At 65.4% G+C, this 16,387-nt stretch carries 14 protein-coding genes; 5 read left to right on the forward strand and 9 right to left on the reverse strand.

Going from position 1 to position 16,387, the window contains the following annotated elements; all coding sequences use genetic code 11:
• Window positions 1-68 precede the first annotated feature (68 nt).
• Window positions 69-821, reverse strand: coding sequence for a glutamine ABC transporter substrate-binding protein GlnH (gene glnH, locus IB257_RS04390; protein WP_054454063.1), 753 nt, complete (start codon window positions 819-821; stop codon window positions 69-71).
• 167 nt (window positions 822-988) lie between these two features.
• Between glnH and IB257_RS04395 the strand changes: the two genes are divergently transcribed.
• Window positions 989-2,023, forward strand: coding sequence for a C45 family peptidase (locus tag IB257_RS04395; RefSeq protein WP_192491915.1), 1,035 nt, complete (start codon window positions 989-991; stop codon window positions 2,021-2,023).
• Window positions 2,024-2,096: 73 nt separating this feature from the next.
• Here the strand turns inward: IB257_RS04395 and IB257_RS04400 are convergent, their stop codons facing one another.
• From IB257_RS04400 to nudC, 3 genes are all read right to left on the reverse strand, one after another.
• The gene (locus tag IB257_RS04400) at window positions 2,097-5,720 is read right to left on the reverse strand and encodes a hydantoinase B/oxoprolinase family protein (RefSeq protein ID WP_175181010.1); all 3,624 of its coding nucleotides are present in this window, start codon (window positions 5,718-5,720) and stop codon (window positions 2,097-2,099) included.
• 60 nt (window positions 5,721-5,780) lie between these two features.
• Complete coding sequence (locus IB257_RS04405) at window positions 5,781-6,290, reverse strand: winged helix DNA-binding protein (RefSeq protein WP_119451594.1); 510 nt, start codon at window positions 6,288-6,290, stop codon at window positions 5,781-5,783.
• 139 nt (window positions 6,291-6,429) lie between these two features.
• Complete coding sequence (gene nudC / locus IB257_RS04410; RefSeq protein ID WP_119451595.1) at window positions 6,430-7,200, reverse strand: NAD(+) diphosphatase; 771 nt, start codon at window positions 7,198-7,200, stop codon at window positions 6,430-6,432.
• 271 nt (window positions 7,201-7,471) lie between these two features.
• Here nudC and IB257_RS04415 point away from each other — a divergent pair, with 271 nt between their 5' ends.
• The 4 genes from IB257_RS04415 to IB257_RS04430 all read left to right on the forward strand — a co-directional run bounded on the left by IB257_RS04415 (window position 7,472) and on the right by IB257_RS04430 (window position 11,653).
• The gene (locus tag IB257_RS04415; protein ID WP_054454053.1) at window positions 7,472-8,446 is read left to right on the forward strand and encodes a TRAP transporter substrate-binding protein; all 975 of its coding nucleotides are present in this window, start codon (window positions 7,472-7,474) and stop codon (window positions 8,444-8,446) included.
• A gap of 7 nt (window positions 8,447-8,453) precedes the next feature.
• Complete coding sequence (locus IB257_RS04420; RefSeq protein ID WP_042793698.1) at window positions 8,454-8,954, forward strand: TRAP transporter small permease; 501 nt, start codon at window positions 8,454-8,456, stop codon at window positions 8,952-8,954.
• On the forward strand, window positions 8,947-10,248 hold the full coding sequence (locus tag IB257_RS04425) for a TRAP transporter large permease (RefSeq protein WP_119451596.1): 1,302 nt from the start codon (window positions 8,947-8,949) through the stop codon (window positions 10,246-10,248). The genes IB257_RS04420 and IB257_RS04425 overlap by 8 nt, the downstream gene beginning before the upstream one ends.
• Before the next feature lie 334 nt (window positions 10,249-10,582).
• The gene (locus IB257_RS04430; RefSeq protein WP_054454050.1) at window positions 10,583-11,653 is read left to right on the forward strand and encodes a porin; all 1,071 of its coding nucleotides are present in this window, start codon (window positions 10,583-10,585) and stop codon (window positions 11,651-11,653) included.
• 57 nt (window positions 11,654-11,710) lie between these two features.
• Here IB257_RS04430 and IB257_RS04435 read toward each other — a convergent pair whose 3' ends face one another.
• From IB257_RS04435 to IB257_RS04455, 5 genes are read right to left on the reverse strand one after another with little or no spacing between them, the layout of a single operon-like run.
• Window positions 11,711-12,418 (reverse strand): ABC transporter ATP-binding protein, encoded by a 708-nt coding sequence (locus tag IB257_RS04435; protein ID WP_119451598.1) that lies wholly within the window; start codon window positions 12,416-12,418, stop codon window positions 11,711-11,713.
• Between the two features lie 4 nt (window positions 12,419-12,422).
• Window positions 12,423-13,145: an ABC transporter ATP-binding protein gene (locus IB257_RS04440; RefSeq protein ID WP_054454046.1), complete on the reverse strand. Its 723-nt coding sequence runs from the start codon at window positions 13,143-13,145 to the stop codon at window positions 12,423-12,425.
• Window positions 13,126-14,115: a branched-chain amino acid ABC transporter permease gene (locus tag IB257_RS04445; RefSeq protein WP_192491916.1), complete on the reverse strand. Its 990-nt coding sequence runs from the start codon at window positions 14,113-14,115 to the stop codon at window positions 13,126-13,128. The genes IB257_RS04440 and IB257_RS04445 overlap by 20 nt, the downstream gene beginning before the upstream one ends.
• A 1-nt stretch (window position 14,116) precedes the next feature.
• Window positions 14,117-14,968: a branched-chain amino acid ABC transporter permease gene (locus IB257_RS04450; protein WP_119451601.1), complete on the reverse strand. Its 852-nt coding sequence runs from the start codon at window positions 14,966-14,968 to the stop codon at window positions 14,117-14,119.
• A gap of 48 nt (window positions 14,969-15,016) precedes the next feature.
• Window positions 15,017-16,264, reverse strand: a complete 1,248-nt coding sequence (locus IB257_RS04455; RefSeq protein WP_054454039.1) for an ABC transporter substrate-binding protein — start codon at window positions 16,262-16,264, stop codon at window positions 15,017-15,019.
• Window positions 16,265-16,387 lie beyond the last annotated feature (123 nt).

Consider the following 16,387-nt stretch of genomic DNA (forward strand, 5'->3'; position numbering starts at 1 on the left):
TAGCTGCCGGCATCAGCCGGCGCAGGCCGATGCCGGGCGGTCCCGGAATGCAATGCGGACCCGGATGCTCAGGGCTTCTTGCCGAACCACTTGGTATAGATGGCGTCGTACTGGCCGTTGGCCTTCAGCGTGGCCAGCGCCTTGTTCACCTGCGGCACCAGATCGCTGCCCTTGGGGAAGGCGATGCCGTAGAAGTCGCCGCTCTTGACCGAGCCGACCACCTTCACGCGGCCCTTGCCGGCGGTGTTGGCGTAGTACTGGACATTGGGCGTGTCGTGCACCGCGGCGTCGACGCGGCCGGTAGCCAGTTCCAGATAGGCGTTGTCGATGTTCGGGAACAGCTTGAGCTTCGCATCCGGCACCTGCGCCTTCAGGAAGTCCACGGTGGCGGTGCCGGTCTTGACCGCGACGGTCTTGCCGGCCAGGGACTTGGCGTCCTTGATGTCCGTGTTCTTTTCGCCGACCAGGATGGCCAGGCCGCTTTCGTAGTAGGGATCGGAGAAGTCGATGACCTTCTTGCGGTCGTCGCGGATCGTGATGCCGGCCAGCGCCGCGTCGATGTTCTTGGTTTGCAGGCCCGGGATGATGCCCGCGAAGTCCATGGGCTGCAGCTTGTACTTGAGGTTGAGTTCCTTGGCGATGGCCGCCCACAGATCCACGTCGAAGCCCACGTAGGTATTACCCTGCTTGAACTCGAACGGCACGAAAGCGGTATCGGTGGCCACCACCAATTCCTTGCCTTGGGCATGCGCGCCTGAGACGGCACCGAACATGGCCACGGACAGGCCGACCAGTGCGGCGGCGACTTTGCGTTTGATCATGAAACTCTCCTCTTGGGGACCAGTCGGCACCCCGGGGTTGTTGTAGGGGCATGATTCCTGGGCTGCGCCGGGGTCTCCGGCACGGCTTACCGCCGATCTTAACGCATACGTCCCCACCCGGCAGCGGCCGGAAAATTTACAATCCGCATGACACCCGGAGGATTCCCATGGCCTACAAACATGTACGCATTGCCGGAAACCGGCGTCAGACGGGCCTCGCGCTGGGCAAGCTGGCGCGGCCCCTGATGGCGACCTACCTGGACCAAAGCCGCACCTGGGACGCGCTGCGGCCATGGCGCGGCCACGCCTTCCTCGACGAGCTGGCGCAACAGGCGCAAGCTGCGCTGCCGGCAATCTGGGAAGAACTGGAAGGTATGGCCGAGGGCCTGCACATGCCGATCGAGGACGTGCTGCTGTGGAACTGCCGCGGCGACCTGCTGCACAGCACCACCGACGGCTGCACGTCCGTCGCGCTGAAAGCGGCCGACGGCACGCGCTGGATCGCACACAACGAGGACGGCGATCCCTATCTGCGCGGGCGCTGCCATCTGGTCGACGTGGCGCTGGAAGACGCGCCAGGCTACCTCAGCTTCTACTATCCGGGCTCGCTGCCCGGCCATACCTTCGGCGCCAACCGCGCCGGACTGGTGCAGACCATCAACAACCTGCGCATCCGGCAGCGGCATCCCGGCGTGCCGCGCATGCTGATGGCGCGCGCGGTGCTGGATTGCACGACGCTGGACGAGGCGCTCGGCCTGTTGCGGGACCTACCGCACTCCGGCGGCTTTCACCACACCCTGGGCGCGGCCGGCGACGCCCGCCTGCTCAGCGCGGAAGTGGCGCCGGGCGAGGTTTCCATCCTGGAGATCGGCACGCGCTACGGCCATGCCAATCACATGGTGCATGCCGACATGGGCGGCATCGCGCAGATCGTCACCGACTCGTCGCGGGCGCGGCAGAACCGCATCGAGGGCATCGTGGACGGCTGGTCCAGCGCGACCGCCAGCGCGGATCTGCTCGCCGCGCTGCACGACACCGACGGCGAACTGCCTATCCTGCGGACCTCGCCGGATGATCCCGATGACGAGAACACGCTGGCGACGGCGGTCTTTGAAATTGGGGAAAGCGAAGTGACCTTGCGGGTGTATGACCGGAAGGCGAAAGCGGAGATCGTGCTGGATGTGATGTCAGATACGGAGTGAGATTGCCGCCTGACCCATCGACACAACGGCCGCGTCATCACTGACGCGGCCGTTGTCTTTCGGTGCAGACGGATTACACCGCCCCGTACCCGCCGCCTCCCGGAGTTTCGACGACGAAGATATCGCCCGGACGCAGCTGTGCGCTGTCTTGCGGACCCAGTTCCTGGACCGAACCGTCGGCGCGTTCGACCGAGTTGCGCCCCATGGCGCCGGGTTGCCCGCCCGCCAGGCCGAACGGCGCATACAGGCGGTTGTTCGACAGGATGGCGGCGGTCATGTCCTCCAGGAAACGGATGCGGCGCACACCGCCGTCACCACCCGGGTAGCGGCCGGCGCCGCCCGAGCCCTTGCGGATTTCGTAGGATTCCAGACGCACCGGGAAACGGAACTCCAGCACTTCGGGGTCCGTCAGCCGCGAGTTGGTCATGTGCGCCTGCACCAGCGAGGTCCCGGCGAAACCTTCATCGCGAGGACCCGCCGCGTCGATGCGCACAGGACCCGCGCCCGTGCCGCCCGAGATGGTCTCGTAGTACTGATGACGCGCGTTGCCGAACGTGAAGTTGTTCATCGTGCCCTGGCTTGCGGCCAGCACGCCCAGCGCGCCATACAACGCGTTGACGATGCACATGGACGTTTCCACGTTGCCCGCCACCACCGAGGCCGGCGGATTCGGACGCAGCATCGAGCCTTCCGGCAGGATGATGGACAGCGGCACGAGGCAGCCGTCGTTCAGCGGAATATCGTCATTGACCAAGGTGCGGAACACGTACAGCACCGCCGCAACGGCGATGGCGCCCGGAGCGTTGAAGTTGTTGTCCAGCTGGTTGGACGTGCCGGTGAAGTCCACCACGGCGCTGCGCGCCTCGGTGTCCACCTTAACGGCCACGCGGATCACCGCGCCGTTGTCCAGCGGGTACTCGTAGCTGCCGTCCTTCAGCACCGAGATCACGCGGCGCACCGCTTCCTCGGCGTTGTCCTGCACGTGCCCCATGTAGGCCCGGACCACGTCCAGGCCGAAGTGGTCGCACATGCGCAGCAGCTCCTGCACGCCCTTTTCATTGGCGGCGATCTGCGCGTGCATGTCGGCGATGTTCTGGTCCGGATTGCGGGCCGGCCAGCGGCCCGAGCCCAGGATGCCGCGCGCCGCGGCTTCGCGGAACTCGCCGTTCTTCACAAGCTGGAAGTTGGTGAAGAGCACGCCCTCGTCTTCCACCGTCTTGGAATCCGGCGGCATCGAACCCGGCGTGGTGCCGCCAATGTCGGCATGGTGGCCGCGCGAACCGACGTAGAACAGGATCTCCCGCCCATCGCGGTCGAACACCGGGGTGATGACCGTGACGTCGGGCAAGTGCGTGCCGCCGTGGTACGGATCGTTCACCACGTAGGCGTCGCCAGGCTGCATGTTGCCGGCGTTGGCGTTCATGACCGTGCGCACGGACTCGCCCATGGACCCCAGATGCACCGGCATGTGCGGAGCATTGGCGATCAGGCGCGCCTGCGCATCGAAGATCGCGCAAGAGAAGTCCAGGCGTTCCTTGATGTTGACCGAGTACGCCGTGTTCTGCAGGCGGTAACCCATCTGCTCTGCGATCGACATGAAGAGGTTGTTGAAGACCTCCAGCATGACCGGATCGGCCTGCGTGCCGATGGCGCGGCGCTCCGGACGCGCTTCGACGCGGCGGATCACGAAGTGGTCCTGCGCCGTGAGTTCCGCCTGCCAGCCGGCCTCGACCACCGTGGTCTGGTTGGGTTCGGAAATGATGGCGGGTCCCGCCACCACGTCTCCGCCCGCCATGTCCTCGCGCACGTACAAGGGCGTGTCGCGCCAGGCGCCGCCGCTGTACATGCTGACGACGCGGCTGGGAGCCAGCGCGCCGTCGCGCACGCGCGCCGCGGACGCGTCGCCGACGCGCTCGCCGCCGCCCGTGGCTTCGACCGAGATGGTTTCCACCACCAGTTCGCGGTTGGGCATCAAGAACGAATAGCGCAGGCGGTAGGCCGCTTCGAATTCCTTGCGCGCCTGTTCCAGGTCCGTGTACGCCACTTCCAGCGAGGTATCGGTGCCGCGGTACTTCAGATGCAGGCGGCGCTGCACGCTGATGTCGCTTTCCGCCACGTGCTGGCGGCGCAGTTCGCCGACCGCCTGGCCGGCCAGCTCGTCGAATTCGCCCTTCAATGCCAGCATCAGTTCGGCATCGAGAACCTTCTCGACCGTCTTCTGGCGCATGTCGGTCTGGTCGGCCAGGCCCATGCCGTAGGCCGACAACACGCCGCCCAGCGGGTGCGCAAACACCGTGGTCATGCCCAGCGCGTCGGCGACCAGGCAGGCATGCTGGCCGCCCGCGCCGCCGAACACCGTCAGCGCGTACTCGGTCACGTCGTGGCCGCGCTGGACCGAGATGCGCTTGATGGCCTCGGCCATGTTGCCCACGGCGATTTCCAGGAAGCCTTCGGCCAGCTGTTCGGGACTCATTTCGCGGCCAGTGGCGGCGCGCACTTCGTCGGACATGGCCGTAAAGCGCGCCACGACCGCATCGCGGTCCAGAGGTTCATTGGCCTCGGGGCCGAAGACCTTGGGGAAAAAGTCGGGCTGGATCTTGCCCAGGAGGACGTTGCAGTCCGTCACCGCCAGCGGGCCGCCGCGGCGGTAGCAGGCGGGCCCCGGGTTGGCGCCGGCTGAATCCGGACCCACGCGCAGACGCGCGCCGTCGAAATGCAGGATCGAGCCGCCGCCCGCCGCCACGGTGTGGATGCTCATCATGGGTGCGCGCATGCGCACGCCGGCCACCTGGGTCTCGAATTCGCGTTCGAATTCGCCGGCGTAATGCGACACGTCGGTGGAAGTGCCGCCCATGTCGAAGCCGATGACCTTGGGAAAGCCCGCGATCTCGCTGGTGCGCACCATGCCGACGATGCCGCCGGCGGGACCCGACAGAATGGCGTCCTTGCCGCGGAAGCGATGCGCGTCCGTCAGGCCGCCGCTCGATTGCATGAACATGAGGCGGATGCCCGGCAGTTCGCCGGCCACCTGGTCCACATAGCGCTTCAGGATGGGCGACAGATACGCGTCCACCACCGTGGTGTCGCCGCGCGACACGAACTTGATCAGCGGGCTGACCTCGTGCGAGGCCGACACCTGCGGGAAGCCCACTTCACGCGCGATGCGGGCCGCGATGCGTTCGTGCTCGGGCGCATGCCAGGCGTGCATGAAGACGATGGCCACGGCGCGGATGCCGCTGTCGTAGGCGGCCTGCATGGCTGTGCGCAGCGCTTCCTGATCCAGTTCGCGGATCACCTCGCCGTCGGCGGCCACGCGCTCATCCGCTTCCACTACGGACTCGTAGAGCATCTCGGGCAGGACGACATTTCGGTCGAACAGGCGCGGACGGTTCTGGTAGGCAATGCGCAGACCGTCGCGGAACCCCTTCGTCGTGACCAGCAAGGTGCGCTCGCCCTTGCGTTCCAGCAAGGCGTTGGTGGCCACCGTGGTGCCCATCTTCACGCACTCGACCTGGTCGGCGGGCACGGGCTGGCCGGGCGCGATACCCAGCAACTTTCGGATGCCGGCCACGGCTGCGTCGCGGTACTGCTCGGGGTTTTCCGAGAGCATCTTGGCCGTGGTGGTCGTGCCGTCGGGGCGACGCGCCACGATGTCGGTAAAGGTACCCCCACGGTCAATCCAGAATTGCCACTTCATAGCTGTCCTTGCAAACAAAGGGTCGCCGCGGCGCCTGCGGCCGCGCACGGGTAAACGGAATCAGAGAGAGGTCGCCGCGCGGGCCGCCTGGTCGTACAGGCCGGACAACGCGCGCAGCGTATGCGCCAGCTGGCGGCTGAAGTCCAGCCCGCCCCCGCCCGGCGCGTCCAGGCCGGCGGTCAGGCATTGCTCGCGGACCTCGGCATAGCGCTTGAGTATGGCCGCGCCTTCCGGGGTCACGCTGTAGAACACTTCCTTGCTGCTGCGTTCGCCCTTGACCACACCCAGGCGGTCGAGTTTCTTCAGCGCGTAGCTGACGATGTGCGTGTCCTCGACATTCAGCGTGAAGCAGATGTCGGCCAGCTTCTTGGGGCGCTCGCGGTGATAGACATGATGAAAGACCATCACGTCGGTGGGCGTCAGGTCGGGCAGCCCGGCCGCGGCCATGCAGCGCACGGTCCAGCGGTCGAACGCGTGGCTGGCGATCATCAGACCGAATTCCACTTCGGAAAGGTCGGGCGCGCTGCCGCCGGCCAAATGGGCCGACGATGCAATCAAAGTGGGGGTCATGGAAGACGCAAGCCGAGTTTATCTGAACGAAATACTAATAATTTATCTATATTTCATCAATAAAAAATACGAATAAGACGCCGGAAATCCCCTCTTTCAAGGGAATACCCCTACAGGACTACAGCCGAAACAGGCCGTCTTAAGGCGCCGACCAGCCCATGGGCAGGTTCGCCCGGATCAACCACCCCGCGATGGAAATCCGCGGCGCGATATCGGGCATGGGGTCGCCGGGACCGAACCAGCGCGCATCGGCGATCTCGTCTTCCTGCACGCGTATGTCGCCGGACACGTAGTCCGCTGTGAACGCGACCATGAGCGAATGCGGGAACGGCCAGGACTGGCTGCCGAAATACTGCAGGTTGCCGACCTTCAGGCCGACTTCCTCGTGGACCTCGCGGTGGATGGTCTGCTCGATGCTTTCGCCGGGTTCGACGAAGCCGGCCAGCGCGGTATAGCGCGAGGTCGCGGTGGTGGTATGGCGTGCCAGCAGGATGCTGTCGCCCTTGCGGATCAGCACCATCATGGCGGGCGAAATGCGCGGATAGGCCGAAAAGCCGCAGGACGGGCAACGCAGACAGAATTCGGTGGGCACCCGCTCCGCCGGCGTACCGCAGACGCCGCAGAACCGGTGCGTGCGCGCCCATTCGGCGATCTGGTAGGCGCGTCCGGCCAGCGCCATGCGCTCGTCATCCAGTACGCCAAACAGCGAACGCAGCTTCCTGAACGCATAGCCTTGCGGCGGCTCCACGCCCGGATCCACGTGCACGGTGCGGTACGGCGAACCGGGCAGCGTCCAGATCGGCTGCAGGGCCGTGGCCGCCACGCCTATCCGTACACACAATGCAGTGTCCGGCAGGACGGCCGAAGTCTCTTCCACCAACAACTCATCACGACGAAAAACGAAGTTCACACATGCCTCGGCATCACGCTTTCGATAGCGCAATGTTAGAAGAAAAACGGCTGCCGCAATGCGTTTGCGCAAAGATTGAACCCTCAATGATCGGCAGTGCGCACGCCTGTTAGGAATAACCCGTAAAGACGCGATTTCGCGCGCCCCGCCGCCGCATAGCAACATAGAATGGCACGGCTTTTCAGCTGCGCGTCATCGCCGCGGCGCTCTCTTTTTCGCAATGCCTATCGGGCACAACCCGGCTTCACCATTCGCAAAGAAGGACCCACCCATGCACAAGAAAATCTCCCTGCTCGCCGGCAGCATCGTCCTGGCGTTCAGCGCAGGCGCACAGGCCCAAACCAAATGGGATCTGCCCACGGCCTACCCGGCCAGCAACTTCCACGTCGAGAACCTGACCACCTTCGTCAAGGACGTGGACACGCTGTCCGAGGGCAAGCTGAAGATCACGCTGCACAACAACGCCTCGCTGTACAAGGCGCCCGAGATCAAGCGCGCCGTGCAAGGCAACCAGGCGCAGATCGGCGAGATCCTGCTGACCAACTTTGCGAACGAAGACCCGATCTACGAACTGGACGGCCTGCCCTTCCTGGCCACCGGCTATGACGCGTCGTTCAAGCTCTACCAGGCGCAGAAGCCCTTCCTCGAAAAGAAGCTGAACGCGCACGGCATGACGCTGCTGTACGCGGTGGCCTGGCCGCCCCAGGGCATCTTCGCCAACAAGGACATCAAGCAGATAAGCGACATGAAGGGCCTGAAGTGGCGCGCCTACAGCCCGGTGACGGCCAAGATCGCCGAACTGGTCGGCGCGCAGCCCGTCACGGTGCAGCAGGCTGAATTGGCCCAGGCCATGGCCACCGGCGTGATCGATTCTTACATGTCCTCGGCGTCGACCGGCTACGACACCAAGACCTACGAGTACATCAAGAAGTTCTACGACACCCAGGCCTGGCTGCCGAAGAACGCCATCATCGTCAACAAGAAGGCGTTCGACGCGCTCGACCCCGCGGCCCAAGCCGCCTTGAAGAAGGCTGGCGCGCAAGCCGAGGAACGCGGCTGGAAGCTGTCGCAGGAAAAGAACAAGTGGTATCAGGCGGAACTGGCCAAGAACGGCATGGAAACCATCCAGCCCACGGTTGAGCTGAAGGAAGGCCTGTCCGTGATCGGCAAGCGCATGCTGGACGACTGGCTGAAGAAGGCTGGCGCCGACGGCCAGGCCATGATCGACGCCTACAAGAAGCAGTGATATTTCCATGCGCCGCTTTCTAGATGGTCTTTACGGCGCGGCCGGCCTGCTGGCCGGCCTGTGCACGATCGGCGTCCTGGTGTCGGTGCTGGCCGCGATCATCGCGCGCCAGCTCAGCATGAACATACCCGGCACGGACGCCTATGCCGGGTATTTCATGGCCGCCGCCGGGTTTCTCGCCCTTGCCAGTACGTTCAAGCACGGCGAACACATCCGCGTGACGCTGCTGCTCAATTCGCTCAAGCCCGCCGCGGGCCGCAAGCTGGATATCTTCGCCCTGGCGGTCGGCTGCCTGCTGGCGTCCGCCTTCGCGTTCTTCAGCATCAAGCTGACCTACGACTCCTGGCAGTTCAACGACATCTCCACGTCCAACGACGCCACGCCGCTCTGGATCCCCCAGCTCAGCATGGCCGTGGGCACGGTGCTGTTCCTGGTCGCCCTGATCGACGAGCTGATCCGACGCTCACGCGGCCTGGCCGCCGCCACTTCGCAGCAAACCCATGAATGAACTACTCGTCATAACCCTATTGGTCGTCTCGATCTTCGCGCTGCTGGGCTGCGGGGTCTGGGTCGGCCTGACCCTGGCGGGCACCGCCTGGATCGGCATGGAGATCTTCTCCAGCCGGCCCGCGGGCGATGCCATGGCCGTCACCATCTGGGGCGCGTCGTCCAGCTGGACCCTGACCGCCCTGCCGCTGTTTCTGTGGATGGGCGAAATCCTGTTCCGCACTCGGCTGTCGGAAGACCTGTTCAAGGGCCTCGCCCCCTGGCTCAACCGCCTGCCCGGGCGGCTGCTGCACACCAATGTGATCGGCTGCGCCATCTTCGCGGCGGTCTCGGGCTCGTCCGCGGCGACCTGCGCCACGGTCGGCAAGATGACCATCCCGGAACTGACGCGCCGCGGCTACCCCGAGGACAAGATCCTGGGCACGCTGTCGGGCGCCGGCACGCTGGGCCTGCTGATCCCGCCTTCCATCATCATGATCGTGTACGGCGTGGCGGCGGACGTGTCCATCGCCAAGCTGTTCATCGCGGGCATCGTGCCGGGAATCTTGCTGGCCTTGCTGTTCATGGGCTACATCGCCTGGTGGGCGATCCGCAATCCCGGCCAGGTTCCGGCGGCCGACCCCGGCCTGACGTTGCTGGAGAAGCTGTCGCGCTCGCGCCATCTGATCCCCGTGATGCTCCTGATCGGCGCGGTGCTGGGTTCCATCTATACCGGCATCGCCACCGCCACGGAAGCGGCGGCCGTCGGCGTGGTGGGTGCGCTGATCCTCTCGGCGCTGCAGGGATCGCTGAACCGCTCCACCTTCATGCAGTCGCTGCTGGGCGCCACTCGGCTGTACTGCATGATTGCGCTGATCCTGGCGGGCGCGCAGTTCCTGACGCTGGCCATGGGCTACATCGGCCTGCCGCGTGCGCTGGCCGAATGGATCGGAGGCCTGGGCCTGTCGCAGTTCGGGCTGATCATGGCCTTGATGGTGTTCTTCATCGTCCTGGGCTGCTTCCTGGACGGCATCTCCATCGTCGTGCTGACCATGGGCGTGCTGCTGCCCACGGTGCAGGCCGCCGGCATCGACCTGATCTGGTTCGGCATCTTCATCGTGTTCGTTGTAGAAATGGCACAGATCACGCCGCCGGTCGGGTTCAACCTGTTCGTGCTTTCCGGCATGAGCGGCAAAGAGCTGCCCTACATCGCGCGCGCCTCGCTGCCTATGTTCTTCCTGATGATCCTGGCCGTGCTGCTGCTCTATGCCGTGCCTGGCATAGCGACATGGCTGCCGCTGCACATGACGCTGTAGGACGACGTCACCCTGAAAACCCCGTTTCTGAAACGGGGTTTTTTTTCGCCAGGGCTGGCGCCCTACCCGCTCCCCCTGTTTTGCCGTCCTGTAAACCAGGGAAAACTCCAAAAAACAACAGGTGTTGTTCGTGCCCCAGTTTTTCTAGAATTCCCAGGCGCTGCTACGTTGCAACATTACAGCGTATATGTGCATATGCGGCCATCGCCCGGACCCGCGCTTACCGTAAGCGTCGGTGCGACGGCCCAGCGCCTGACGATCCGCCAGGCGCAAACAGCCGGGCCAAAAGCCCGGCGCCACTAAAAAATAGCGCTACCCAGGAGGAGCCCCCAGCATGAAACGCATTACCCTATCCCTCGCCCTTGCAAGCCTGGGCCTGGCCGCCGGCGCGGCCCAAGCCGAAACCAGCGTCACCCTGTACGGCATCGCCGATGTCAGCATCCGCTACCTGAGCACCAGCGCCGGCAGCGTCGGCCAAGACGGCAGCCGCGTGTCGATGGAGAACGGCGCCATCTCCAACAGCCGTTGGGGCCTGCGCGGCTCCGAAGACCTGGGCGACGGCAACCGCGCCTTCTTCCGCCTGGAAAACGGCTTCAACATGCAGAACGGCCGCGGCTCGGATCCGTCCAAGACGTTCAGCCGCCTGGCCTACATCGGCCTGGACGGCGGCAACATCGGCGCGCTGACCCTGGGTCTGCAGAACACCCCGATGTTCGACTTGCTGGCTGACTACTTCGACCCGCTGACCGTGGGCAACTACGACCAGAACGCCTGGCTGCCCGCCGCCATGTCGCGCGTGCGCACCAACAACATGACCAAGTACTCCAACACCATCGGAGACCTGGCTTTCGTGCTGTCCTGGGCCAACGGCGACGACTACAACGACCACAAGGCCGGCCAGCAGTACGGCGCCAGCCTGCGCTACACGGTCGGCAAGCTGGGCCTGGGCGCTGCCTATCAGCAGACCTACGACGGCACGGATTCCGATCTGCGCCAGCGCGTCTGGAACCTGAACGCCTCCTACCAGTTCGAAGCCGCCAAGGTCTTCGCCGGCTACTACAACGGCCGCGACGAAACCGGCTGGGTCAACGCCGTCATGGGCGGCGAACAGGCCCCCGGCCTGAATCGCAAGGACAACGGCTACTTCGCCGGCGTCACCTGGCAGGCCACGCCGCGCTGGGCCATCACCGGCGCCGCCTACTACGACCAGAGCAAGAACGTGGTCGAAGATGGCGACAAGGGCAAGCGCTACGCGCTGGTCGCCGTGGCCGAGTACTCGCTGTCCAAGCGCTCGCAGATCTACGGCACCGTCGACTGGAACAAGGTCAACGATGCCGCCAGCGGCGAAATCGCCGGCAAGACCAGCCAGCTCGGCGCCGCAGTGGGCTTCCGCCACATCTTCTGATGGCAGTCCGCGCCGGATGCCTTGCGCGTCCGGCGCGGTTTCGTCACGCCCCCATCCTCACATCCCCAGATACGCCTTGCGCACCTCGTCCGAGGCTGCCAGTTCCGCCGCTTCGCCCGACAGCGCCACCCTGCCGCTCTGCATCACGTAGGCGCGCGCCGCGACTTCCAGCGCCTGGGCCATGTTCTGCTCCACCAGCAAGACCGACAGGCCGTCGTCGCGGTTCAAGGCGGCCAACGCGTCGAATACCTGTTCCACCAGCAGGGGCGACAGGCCCAGGCTGGGCTCGTCGATCAGGAGCAGGCGCGGCCCGCTCATCAACGCGCGGCCGATAGCCAGCATCTGCCGCTCGCCGCCCGACATGGTTCCGGCCAGTTGCGTGCGACGCTCCTTCAGGCGCGGGAACAAGGCATAGACCCGCTCCAGGCGTTCCCCGTACACGCGCTCATCGCGCACCGTATAGGCGCCCAGGCGCAGGTTCTGTTCCACGGGTTGGCGCGCGAAGACGCGGGCGCCTTCGGGGATCATGGAAATGCCCTGGGTCACCAGCCTGTCCGGCGGGGTGCCAGTGATGTCCCGGCCTTCGAAAATTACCCGGCCGCTCTTGGGCTTGACCGACCCGACGATCGCCATCAGGGTGCTGGATTTGCCCGCGCCGTTGGCGCCCAGCAGCGCAGCGATTTCGCCCGGCCTGACCTCCAGCGACAAGCCGCGCACCGCCTGCACGCCGCCGTAGGCCACGCTCAGGTCTTCCACTTTCAGCATCGCATCAGGCACGGTGCTTTCTCCCCAGATAGGCTTCGATCACAGCCGGGTCGCGCACGATTTCCTGCGGCGCGCCCTCGGCGATCATCTGGCCAAAGTTCAGCACCAGCACCCTCTGCGCCAGCCGCATGACCACCTCCAGCACATGCTCCACGATGATGAGCGTGACGCCCGACGCGTGGATGCCGCGCAGGATCTCGGACAGGGCGATGGCCTCGGCCGGATTCAGGCCGCCCGCCACTTCGTCCAGCAGCAGCATGCGCGGCTCGGTGGCCAGCGCCCGAGCCAGCTCGACCCGCTTCTGTCCCGCCACATTGAGTTCGGACGCCCTCACGTCGGCGCGCTCGGCCAGGCCCACCAGTTCCAGCACACGGGCCGATTCGCGGCGTGCGTCCTGCAGGCGCGGATGGCGCAACAGCGCGCCGACCATGGCGTTTTCCAACACCGTCATCTGTCCGAAGCTGCGCGGGATCTGATAAGTGCGCACCAGGCCCATGGCAGCCACCTGTTCGGGCCGCCGGCCTATCATCGACTGGCCGTCGAAGGTCACCGAGCCTGAGGTGGGCTCGTGGTGCCCCACCAGGCCGTTGAACAAGGTGCTCTTGCCCGCCCCGTTCGGGCCGATGATGGCGACGATCTCGCCCGCCTCGACCGACAACGAGATGTCCTTGTTCGCGACCAGGCCGCCGAATTGCTTGGTCAGGTTCTTAACGTCCAGCAGAGCCACGGCGCCTCCTCAGTGTGACCAGCCCGCCCGGCAGGAACATGGTGACCAACAAAATAGCCAGGCCGAAAACCAGCAGGTCCAGGCCCATGCCCGAACTGCCCCACAGCACGCGCGTGCCCTCGGATAGCGGCAGCAGCACGGCCGCGCCCAGCCACGGGCCGATCAACGTGCCGACCCCGCCCAGGATGGTCACCAGTACGACCTGCACCGACATCGTCAGGTTGAACATGGATTCCGGATCGATGAAGCCCACGTACATGGCGAAGAAGCCGCCCCATACGCCCGTCATGCCCGCCGACATCACGAAAGCCAGCATCTTGTAGCGGTCCGCAGGCACGCCCAGGCTGCGCGAGGCCGCCTCGTCGCCGTTGATTGCGCGCCAATAGAAGCCGGTCTTGGAATGCACCAGGAAGAACGTGGCGCAGAAGGTCAGGAAGGCCAGGCCCACCGCGATCCAGTAGTACGGCACCTTGCTGCGGAACAGCAGCATCCAGGCGGCGTCGCCGATGGGCGCCTCCAGGCCGACCGCGCCGCCCGCCCATTCCCAGTTGATCATCAGCAGCAGGCCGATCTGCAGCAGCGCGATGGTGGCCATGGCGAAATAGTGGCCGGACAGCCGCAGCGTAGGTCCGCCCACCAGCCAGGCCAGTCCGGCGCTGATCAGTCCGCCCAGCGGGATGCCCAAGAGCGGCGTGAGCTTCAGATGGTGCAGGAGCAGCAAGGTGGTGTAGCCCCCTACCCCCACGAACACACTGTGCCCGAAGGAGATCCGCCCCAGGAAGCCGCCCACGAGGTTCCAGCACGCGCCCAGCGCGCCGAACATGATGGCCAGCAGCAGCACCTGCAGGGTGAAGGCGTCCTTTACCACCAGCGGCACCAGGGCCATCAGGATGGCGGCCACGGCCGCGGCCAGGACCGGCCATTTGGGCACGCCGGCGGACGCGGGATCGATGTTGTCTGTCTTGTTCATCTCACCACCGCCCGAACAGGCCGCGCGGCCGATACCAGAGAACCAGGATGAACAGGATGAAGACGCTCACCGTCTTCAAGGCCGGCGCGACGAAGTAACCCGTCATGGCTTCGATGATCCCGATCAGGATGCCCGCGATGAAGGCGCCCGGCAGCGAGCCGAAGCCGCCCATGCACACGGCCACGAAAGCCAGCAGGCCGAACACGGTGCCCACCGAGGGGAACACATAGAAGAAGGTGGTCAGCAAGGCGCCAGCCAGCCCCACCGCCGCGCTGCCCAGCATCCAGACCTGGGCGTTGACCCGGTCCGGCGAAATGCCCACCAGCGCCGCCACCTGGCGGTCTTCCGCCACGGCCTGCAAGGCATGGCCCCAGCGCGTGCGGTACACCAGGATGAACAACGCCACCACCACCACCAGCGCGATCAGGCCCGTGACCACCTGGGGCCTGCCCAGCGAGATGCCGGCAACCGTGACGCTGCCCGACACCAGCGTGTCCGGCAGGCTGCGGTAGTCGGGGCTGAAGGCGATGAAGGCGATCTGGCGCAGCACCAGCCCGAGGCCGAAGGTGGCCAGGATGACCGCCATCGCCGGCCCTTTCTGCAAGCGGCGGATGATGAGCGCGTAGGTCAGGAAGCCGACGAAGGCAAGCACGATGGCCACCAGCGGCGCCGACAGCGTGGGATCGATGTGGCCCAGCGTGTAGAGCCAATAGGCGGCATACATGCCCAGCATCAGGAACTCGCCATGGGCGAAGTTGATGACGTCGGTGATGCCCCATATCAGCGCCAGCCCCACCGCCACCGCGGCATAGATCAGGCCGTTGAACAGGCCTGCCGAGAGAGCTTCGAACATGGAGTGCTCCTCGCGGCAGGCCCCGCGGCCCGCCGCGTCAGACTATGTTTACTTCCAGGTGAACGGCAGCGTGGGCAGGTTCTTGTCCGTACGGTATTTTTCCGGCCATACGGTCTGGTAGGCGGCGCCCTTGAGCTCCAGGATCAGGCCCGAACCCTTGGTGTTCTGGCCCTTGGCGTCGAACTGCACGCCGGCCCAGGGCATCGCGACCTGCGCCTCGCCCAGATCGGTGGCGGCCAGCGCCTTGCGGATCGCCTCGGGGTCCGTCGAGCCGGCCCGGTTGATCGCGTCGGCCAGCACCAGCACCCCTTGCATCGAACGCGCGTTGTTGCCGTTCAGATCCTTGCCCGTCTTGGCCTTGTACATGTCGTTGATCTTCTTCAGCCCGGCCTTGGATGCGGCCACGTCATTGCCCCAGACGTCGCGCGTCAGCACGCCCTGGACCTGCGGCCCCACTTCCTGCACGAAGCGCGAATCGATGAAGCCGGCGTCGTTGGCCAGCAGCACCGGCGGCGCGTACTTGCTTTCGCGCATGGTGCGCACGAACAGCATGGCGTCCGACGTATAGCTGGCGAAGATCGCCACGTCCGGCTTGGCGGCGGCGAGTTTCTGCACTTCCGCCGTCACCGAGGCCGAGCCCGCGCTATAGGCGATGTTGGCGACCAGTTGGCGCTTGTACTGCTTGGCGAACTTTTCGACCGCCTTGTAGGTGTTCACGCCGAAGTCGGTGTTCTCGTACACCACGGCGATCTTGGCGGTCGGCACGGCCTTCACGCCGTCCAGGAACTGCATCATGTTCTCGACGAAGGTATCGTCATTGGGCGAGGTGCGGAAGAACCACTTGTAGCCGCGCTCGGTCAGGTCCGGGCTGCTGGATTCGCCGTTTACATAGGGAATGCCGCGCTGCTCGGCGATGCGGCTGGCGGTCTTGGTCACGGCGGACTGGTAGGCGCCGGTCAGGGCCACGACCTTTTCCTGGTCGATCAGGCGTTGGGCATCGGCCAGGCCCACTTCGGGCTTGCCCTGGGAATCGCCGAACACCACTTCGATCTTGGCACCTCCCAGCGCCGGCAGCCCGCTGCCAGCGGCCAGCGGTATGCCTTCCAGTTCGGGATGCGGATTGTTGATGATTTCGACCGCCAGTTCGACGGCCGCCTTGATTTCAGACCCCGTCGACGCCAAGGCGCCCGATAACGGATAGATCGCGCCGATGCGCACGGCCTGTTGCGCCTGCGCGGGAACGGCGCACATCAGCGCCAGGCTCGCGGCGACACCCGCGATGAGCTTCATCTTCATAACTGGACTCCTGGATTGGACCGGCTGGGTATGAAAGCAATGCATGGCCGCGTTCGCGGCGGCACGAGACCGTCCGGCAAGCTGGAAGGCCCCAGATTCAAAGCGGTTGTCGCCATTTCCCCT

The organism is Achromobacter sp. ACM03 (assembly GCF_014851665.1).
Lineage (GTDB): Bacteria > Pseudomonadota > Gammaproteobacteria > Burkholderiales > Burkholderiaceae_B > Achromobacter > Achromobacter aegrifaciens.

Coding starts and splice junctions, on each gene's coding strand:
- IB257_RS04445 (WP_192491916.1), bottom strand. CDS start 14,115: ATGAACAAGACAGACAACATCGATCCCGCGTCCGCCGGCGTGCCCAAA.
- IB257_RS04415 (WP_054454053.1), top strand. CDS start 7,472: ATGCACAAGAAAATCTCCCTGCTCGCCGGCAGCATCGTCCTGGCGTTC.
- IB257_RS04450 (WP_119451601.1), bottom strand. CDS start 14,968: ATGTTCGAAGCTCTCTCGGCAGGCCTGTTCAACGGCCTGATCTATGCC.
- IB257_RS04420 (WP_042793698.1), top strand. CDS start 8,454: ATGCGCCGCTTTCTAGATGGTCTTTACGGCGCGGCCGGCCTGCTGGCC.
- IB257_RS04425 (WP_119451596.1), top strand. CDS start 8,947: ATGAATGAACTACTCGTCATAACCCTATTGGTCGTCTCGATCTTCGCG.
- IB257_RS04405 (WP_119451594.1), bottom strand. CDS start 6,290: ATGACCCCCACTTTGATTGCATCGTCGGCCCATTTGGCCGGCGGCAGC.
- IB257_RS04400 (WP_175181010.1), bottom strand. CDS start 5,720: ATGAAGTGGCAATTCTGGATTGACCGTGGGGGTACCTTTACCGACATC.
- IB257_RS04430 (WP_054454050.1), top strand. CDS start 10,583: ATGAAACGCATTACCCTATCCCTCGCCCTTGCAAGCCTGGGCCTGGCC.
- IB257_RS04395 (WP_192491915.1), top strand. CDS start 989: ATGGCCTACAAACATGTACGCATTGCCGGAAACCGGCGTCAGACGGGC.
- IB257_RS04435 (WP_119451598.1), bottom strand. CDS start 12,418: ATGCTGAAAGTGGAAGACCTGAGCGTGGCCTACGGCGGCGTGCAGGCG.
- IB257_RS04455 (WP_054454039.1), bottom strand. CDS start 16,264: ATGAAGATGAAGCTCATCGCGGGTGTCGCCGCGAGCCTGGCGCTGATG.
- glnH (WP_054454063.1), bottom strand. CDS start 821: ATGATCAAACGCAAAGTCGCCGCCGCACTGGTCGGCCTGTCCGTGGCC.